This window comes from Mycobacterium sp. (genome assembly GCF_035499775.1).
In the GTDB taxonomy this organism is placed as follows: Bacteria; Actinomycetota; Actinomycetes; order Mycobacteriales; family Mycobacteriaceae; genus Mycobacterium.
The window spans coordinates 1-4,310 of record NZ_DATJYB010000151.1 but is presented as its reverse complement, the minus strand read 5'-3'; the positions used below and the strand labels follow the sequence as shown (position 1 = coordinate 4,310).

Genomic DNA, 4,310 nt, shown 5'->3' with positions numbered 1-4,310 from the left:
CAGAATGTCGAGCCGCCCGAAGGACTCGACGGCGGTGGCGACCATGCGTTGGACATCGGCGGACTTGGTGACGTCGACGCTTACCGGCAACGCGACTTCGCCCAGCAGCCCGGCGATTTCGCGTTCCCGTCCGCTGATGTCGGCGCAGACGACGCGGGCTCCTTCGTCGGCGAATCGCCGGGCGGCGGCCCACCCGATACCGGAGCCGGCGCCGGTGATGATGGCAGCCTTCCCCGTTAAACGGCCCATCTACACGATCCGTCGGCCGCGTCGCGCGCGTGACCGCATATCCCGCAGGTAGAGCTGATAGCCGAAGATCCAGGCCCGGTGCGGAATCAGCCGGTCGGCCAAGCGCAGGGCGGTCAGCAGCCATTCGAAGCGGCGCTGCTGGGACTCCGACCAGTCCAGTCGCATCAACGCCCGGAACTCGGGGGCCAGGAACCCCGTCGTCGCGAACAGATTCAGCGGTCCGCCCAGCTGTCGCAACGGCCAGGGCAGGAACGCCATCGAGGCCACGCCGTGCAGATGCTCGCGGACCGGCGGGTCGATCTGCAGCTCGTCGAGCGAACGCTTCCAGTACTCGTCGAACGCGACCCGGTCCGGCGGCCACATGTGTTCGGGTACCTGCAGCGTGGTGCCCAACCGTTTGCCGTCCTGATAGACGGCGTCGGCGCTGGCGTCGTCGAGCGGGCCGTGCAGGAACTCGCGCTGGTCGACGTAGAACCGGTACAGGCATGCCGCCACCCACAGCTGCAGCTTCGGGTCGAAAGCGTTGTAGGACACCGGGCTGGACGACGTGGACCGAACCTGCCGATGCACGACGTCGATGGCATCCCGGATCAGAGCCTGATCGGACTCGGTCCCGATGGTCGCGACCGCCAGGTAGGTGCCGGTGGTTCGGGCCCGCTTGAACGGGTGCTTGTAGACGTTGCCGCTGTCCACCGGGCTTTCCAGCACGCCATAGCCGACGCCCGGCAAGGACAGCTGCATGATCACGTTCGCCGCCGGCAGCAGCAGCGCGGCCGGGTTCAACAGGTCGGCGGCTCGAGTTGCGGGCCGCTTCATTGCGGATGTCCCCAAGCGGGCCTCATGGGATCGAGTAGACCACGTATGTGACGTAGTCGGGCGGAGTTTTTTGACGGGCGAACGATTTAGGCGGCCGAAAACGGGCACATTCGACACATGTCTATCGAGCCGGTGCCCAGCGACGCGCCGCCCCCGAGTCCCGAGGTCGTGGGGCCGACGGACGCGTTCAAGCACGCCCCGGAGGTAATTCTGCTGGTCATCGTTCTGCTGGTCTGACCGCGTATGAGACGCTGCCGGGGTGTTTGCGTCGACGCGGCGGGCCCGGATGGTCGGCGTGTTGGCCGGCTTCCTGGCCGACCTGGCGCTCGGCGATCCCGGCCGGGGTCATCCGGTCGCGGTGTTCGGTGCGACGGCGGCGAAGCTGGAGCGGTTCACCTACCGCGATAGTCGAGTCGCCGGCTCGGTGCACGTGGGCCTATTGGTCGGTGCTGTCTGGTTGCTGGGTGTGACGACCGGTCGGCGCTGGCCTGCGGGGGCCACCGCGGTGGCGACCTGGGTTGCGCTGGGCGGAACGTCGCTGGCGCGCACCGGCTTGCAGATGTCGCAGCTGCTCGACGGCGGTGACGTCGAGGCTGCGCGACGGCTGCTGCCGTCGTTGTGCGGACGCGACCCGGCCCAGCTGGACGGGCCCGGCCTGACCCGCGCCGCACTGGAATCCGTTGCCGAGAACACGTCCGACGCCCAGGTGGCGCCGCTGCTGTGGGCGGCGGTGTTCGGCGCGCCCGGTGCGCTCTGCTATCGCGCCGTCAACACCCTGGACTCGATGATCGGTTACCGTTCGCCGCGCTATCTCCGATTCGGTTGGGCCGCAGCACGATTGGACGACATTGCCAACTACGCGGGCGCGCGGGTGACCGCCGCGCTGGCGGCGCTGTGCGCACCGGTGGTCGGCGGATCACCGTCTGGCGCGGTGCGCGCCTGGCGGAGGGACGCGGCCCGGCACCCCAGCCCCAACGCCGGCGTCGTCGAGGCGGCCTTCGCGGGGGCACTCGGCGTGCGGCTCGGCGGGCCCACTCAGTACCGTCATGAGCTGCAGATCCGACCGACCCTCGGCGACGGCCGGGCGCCCACGGTGGCCGATCTGCGTCGGGCTGTGGCGCTGTCGCGCGTGGTACAGGCCGGGGCGGCCGTGTTGGCTTACGCGGCGAGCGTGCACAAATGTACACAGACACGCCGGTACGGCTGGCATTCTGTGCACGTTCGCGGGCGGGCCGACCAAGCCGGCTATCGCCGGCGGCCGTAACGATCGGCGAGTTTCTCCTCGACCGTCATCGGAGCGTCAGCGGCCTGCGCCTGCTGCTTCTCCTGGCGGCGGACACGCAGCTCGGAGTAGGCGAAATAGCCCAACCCGATCGGGGCGAGGATGCCGAACGAGATCCACTGGATGCCGTAGGACAGGAACGGCCCGGCGTCCAGATGCGGGATGCCGACGACGCCGAGCCCGCCGGGTTGCGCCTCGACCAGCTGCAGATACGACCCCGCCAGCGGGACCTTCGTCAACGCCGCGATTTGTTCGGTGTTGATCGAATACACCTGCTGGACATCGTCTCTGGTGAACGGCTCCTTGTCCTTTACCAGCGGCTCGGAGTCGCGCAGCCGCGCAGTGATGGTCACGACGCCGTCCGGCGGGCGCGGGATCGGCGGCACATGAGCGCCCTGCTCGGGACGCACGTAGCCACGGTCGACCAGGACGGTCGGTCCGTTGTCGACCAGGAAGGGCGCCAGTACCTCGAACGCCTGGTCTCCGTCCACCACCCGCAGCCGGGCCAGCACCTGCACGTCGGGCAGATAACGCCCCGTCGCGGTGACCCGGCGCCATTCGGCAGTCGGTGCTGACGAATCCTGTTGCGGTAGCATGGTTTTCACCGGCACCGGGGGAGTATTGAGGGAAGACTCGATTTGGTGGTTCTCCCGCGACGTCCTGGTGTTCTTTCCCAGCTGCCAGGGTGCCAGCACCATGAAGCACAGGTAAGTGAAGGCGATCACGACCAGGATCAGCGCTATCCAGCCTGGTCGCAGCAGGAACGCGAGCCGACGCATCAACCCCCACCGTTCTGCGCGAGCTGTTCGTCGACCCAGGCGTGCAGGCCGGGTAGGGCGGCCTCGATGACGGTGAAAACGTCCTCGAAGTCGTCGTGGTCGCCGTAGTACGGATCGTCGACGTCGAGGGCGTAAGCACCTGAGCGCGGGTCGAACGAGCGCAGCATCCGGATCCGGTCGGCCTCGACCCCGAGCTGCTGCAACAAACGAAAATGGTTGCGGCCCAAGGCCACCAGCAGATCGGCCGCCAGATGGTCGTCGTCGACCTGGGCGGCGCGATGGGCGGTGGGATAGCCGTGCGCGCGTAGCACCCGGGCCGCTCGTGCATCGGCGCCGCTGCCGATGTGCCAGTCACCGGTGCCCGCGCTGGTCACCCGCACCACCCCTTCCAGACCGCGCTCCCGGATCTGGTGGGCGAACATCTTTTCGGCCATCGGCGACCGGCAGATGTTGCCGGTACAGACGAATGTCACGTGCAGCGGATCGTCAGACACCTAAAGCCCTCCGCAGCTCGTCGACCGTCGCGGCATGCGTCACGGTGGCGGTGCTGAATCGATCGGCGAAATCGTCTTGTCCGTATCCCCAGCCGACCACCACGGTGTCGATGCCGTGGGCGGCCGCCCCGTCCACGTCGTGGCTGCGGTCGCCGACCATGAGCACACGTTCGGGCAGCGGCTGCAACTGCGCCAGCGCGTGCGCCAGCACGTCCTCCTTGGTCTTGCGCGAGCCGTCGGGGCTGGCGCCGGCGATCACCTCGAAATTTTGCTCGAGGTCGAAGTGGGCGAGGATGCGCCGGGCCGTCGTCTCGAGCTTGGAGGTGGCCACCGCCAGCCGAACGCCTGCGGCGTGCAGGTCGGCAAGCAGGGGCGCGATCCCGTCGAACAGCGTGTTCATTGCCCAGCCCCGGCTGCCGTACTCGGCCCGGAAAGCCGCGATCGCGGTGTCAGCGTGCTCGCCCAGCCCCATCCCGTGAAAGGTGTCGTCCATCGGCGGGCCGACGATCTGGGCGGCCAGGTCGCCGTCGGGCACTGGCGCACCGATGTGGCTGAGAGCGTGCAGGAAGCTGGCAACGATCCCTTCCGCGGAGTCGGTAAGGGTGCCGTCGAGGTCGAACAAAACGTACTTGAACCTCACCGCACTCAGTGTATCCCGTCATACTGTTCGGTCTATGGCCGATAAGAAGC

6 protein-coding genes are annotated in these 4,310 nt (G+C 68.1%); 1 reads left to right on the top strand and 5 read right to left on the bottom strand.

Going from position 1 to position 4,310, the window contains the following annotated elements; all coding sequences use genetic code 11:
• Together VML93_RS10295 and VML93_RS10290 are read right to left on the bottom strand one after the other, a co-directional pair.
• Positions 1-249: SDR family NAD(P)-dependent oxidoreductase (locus tag VML93_RS10295; RefSeq protein WP_325610243.1), on the bottom strand; the 249-nt coding region annotated here is incomplete at its 3' end.
• Positions 250-1,065 (bottom strand): oxygenase MpaB family protein, encoded by an 816-nt coding sequence (locus tag VML93_RS10290; RefSeq protein ID WP_325610239.1) that lies wholly within the window; start codon positions 1,063-1,065, stop codon positions 250-252.
• Between the two features lie 259 nt (positions 1,066-1,324).
• Here VML93_RS10290 and VML93_RS10285 point away from each other — a divergent pair, with 259 nt between their 5' ends.
• Positions 1,325-2,329 (top strand): cobalamin biosynthesis protein, encoded by a 1,005-nt coding sequence (locus VML93_RS10285; RefSeq protein ID WP_325610237.1) that lies wholly within the window; start codon positions 1,325-1,327, stop codon positions 2,327-2,329.
• On the opposite strand, the gene VML93_RS10280 is transcribed toward VML93_RS10285, so the two are convergent.
• From VML93_RS10280 to VML93_RS10270, 3 genes are read right to left on the bottom strand one after another with little or no spacing between them, the layout of a single operon-like run.
• Positions 2,311-3,126 (bottom strand): SURF1 family protein, encoded by an 816-nt coding sequence (locus VML93_RS10280; RefSeq protein ID WP_325610235.1) that lies wholly within the window; start codon positions 3,124-3,126, stop codon positions 2,311-2,313. The genes VML93_RS10285 and VML93_RS10280 overlap by 19 nt on opposite strands.
• A complete protein-coding gene (locus VML93_RS10275; RefSeq protein WP_325610233.1) occupies positions 3,126-3,620 on the bottom strand; it encodes a low molecular weight protein-tyrosine-phosphatase in 495 nt (164 codons plus the stop codon). The genes VML93_RS10280 and VML93_RS10275 overlap by 1 nt, the downstream gene beginning before the upstream one ends.
• Positions 3,613-4,260 (bottom strand): HAD-IA family hydrolase, encoded by a 648-nt coding sequence (locus VML93_RS10270; protein ID WP_325610231.1) that lies wholly within the window; start codon positions 4,258-4,260, stop codon positions 3,613-3,615. Before VML93_RS10270 ends, VML93_RS10275 begins: the two co-directional genes overlap by 8 nt.
• Positions 4,261-4,310 lie beyond the last annotated feature (50 nt).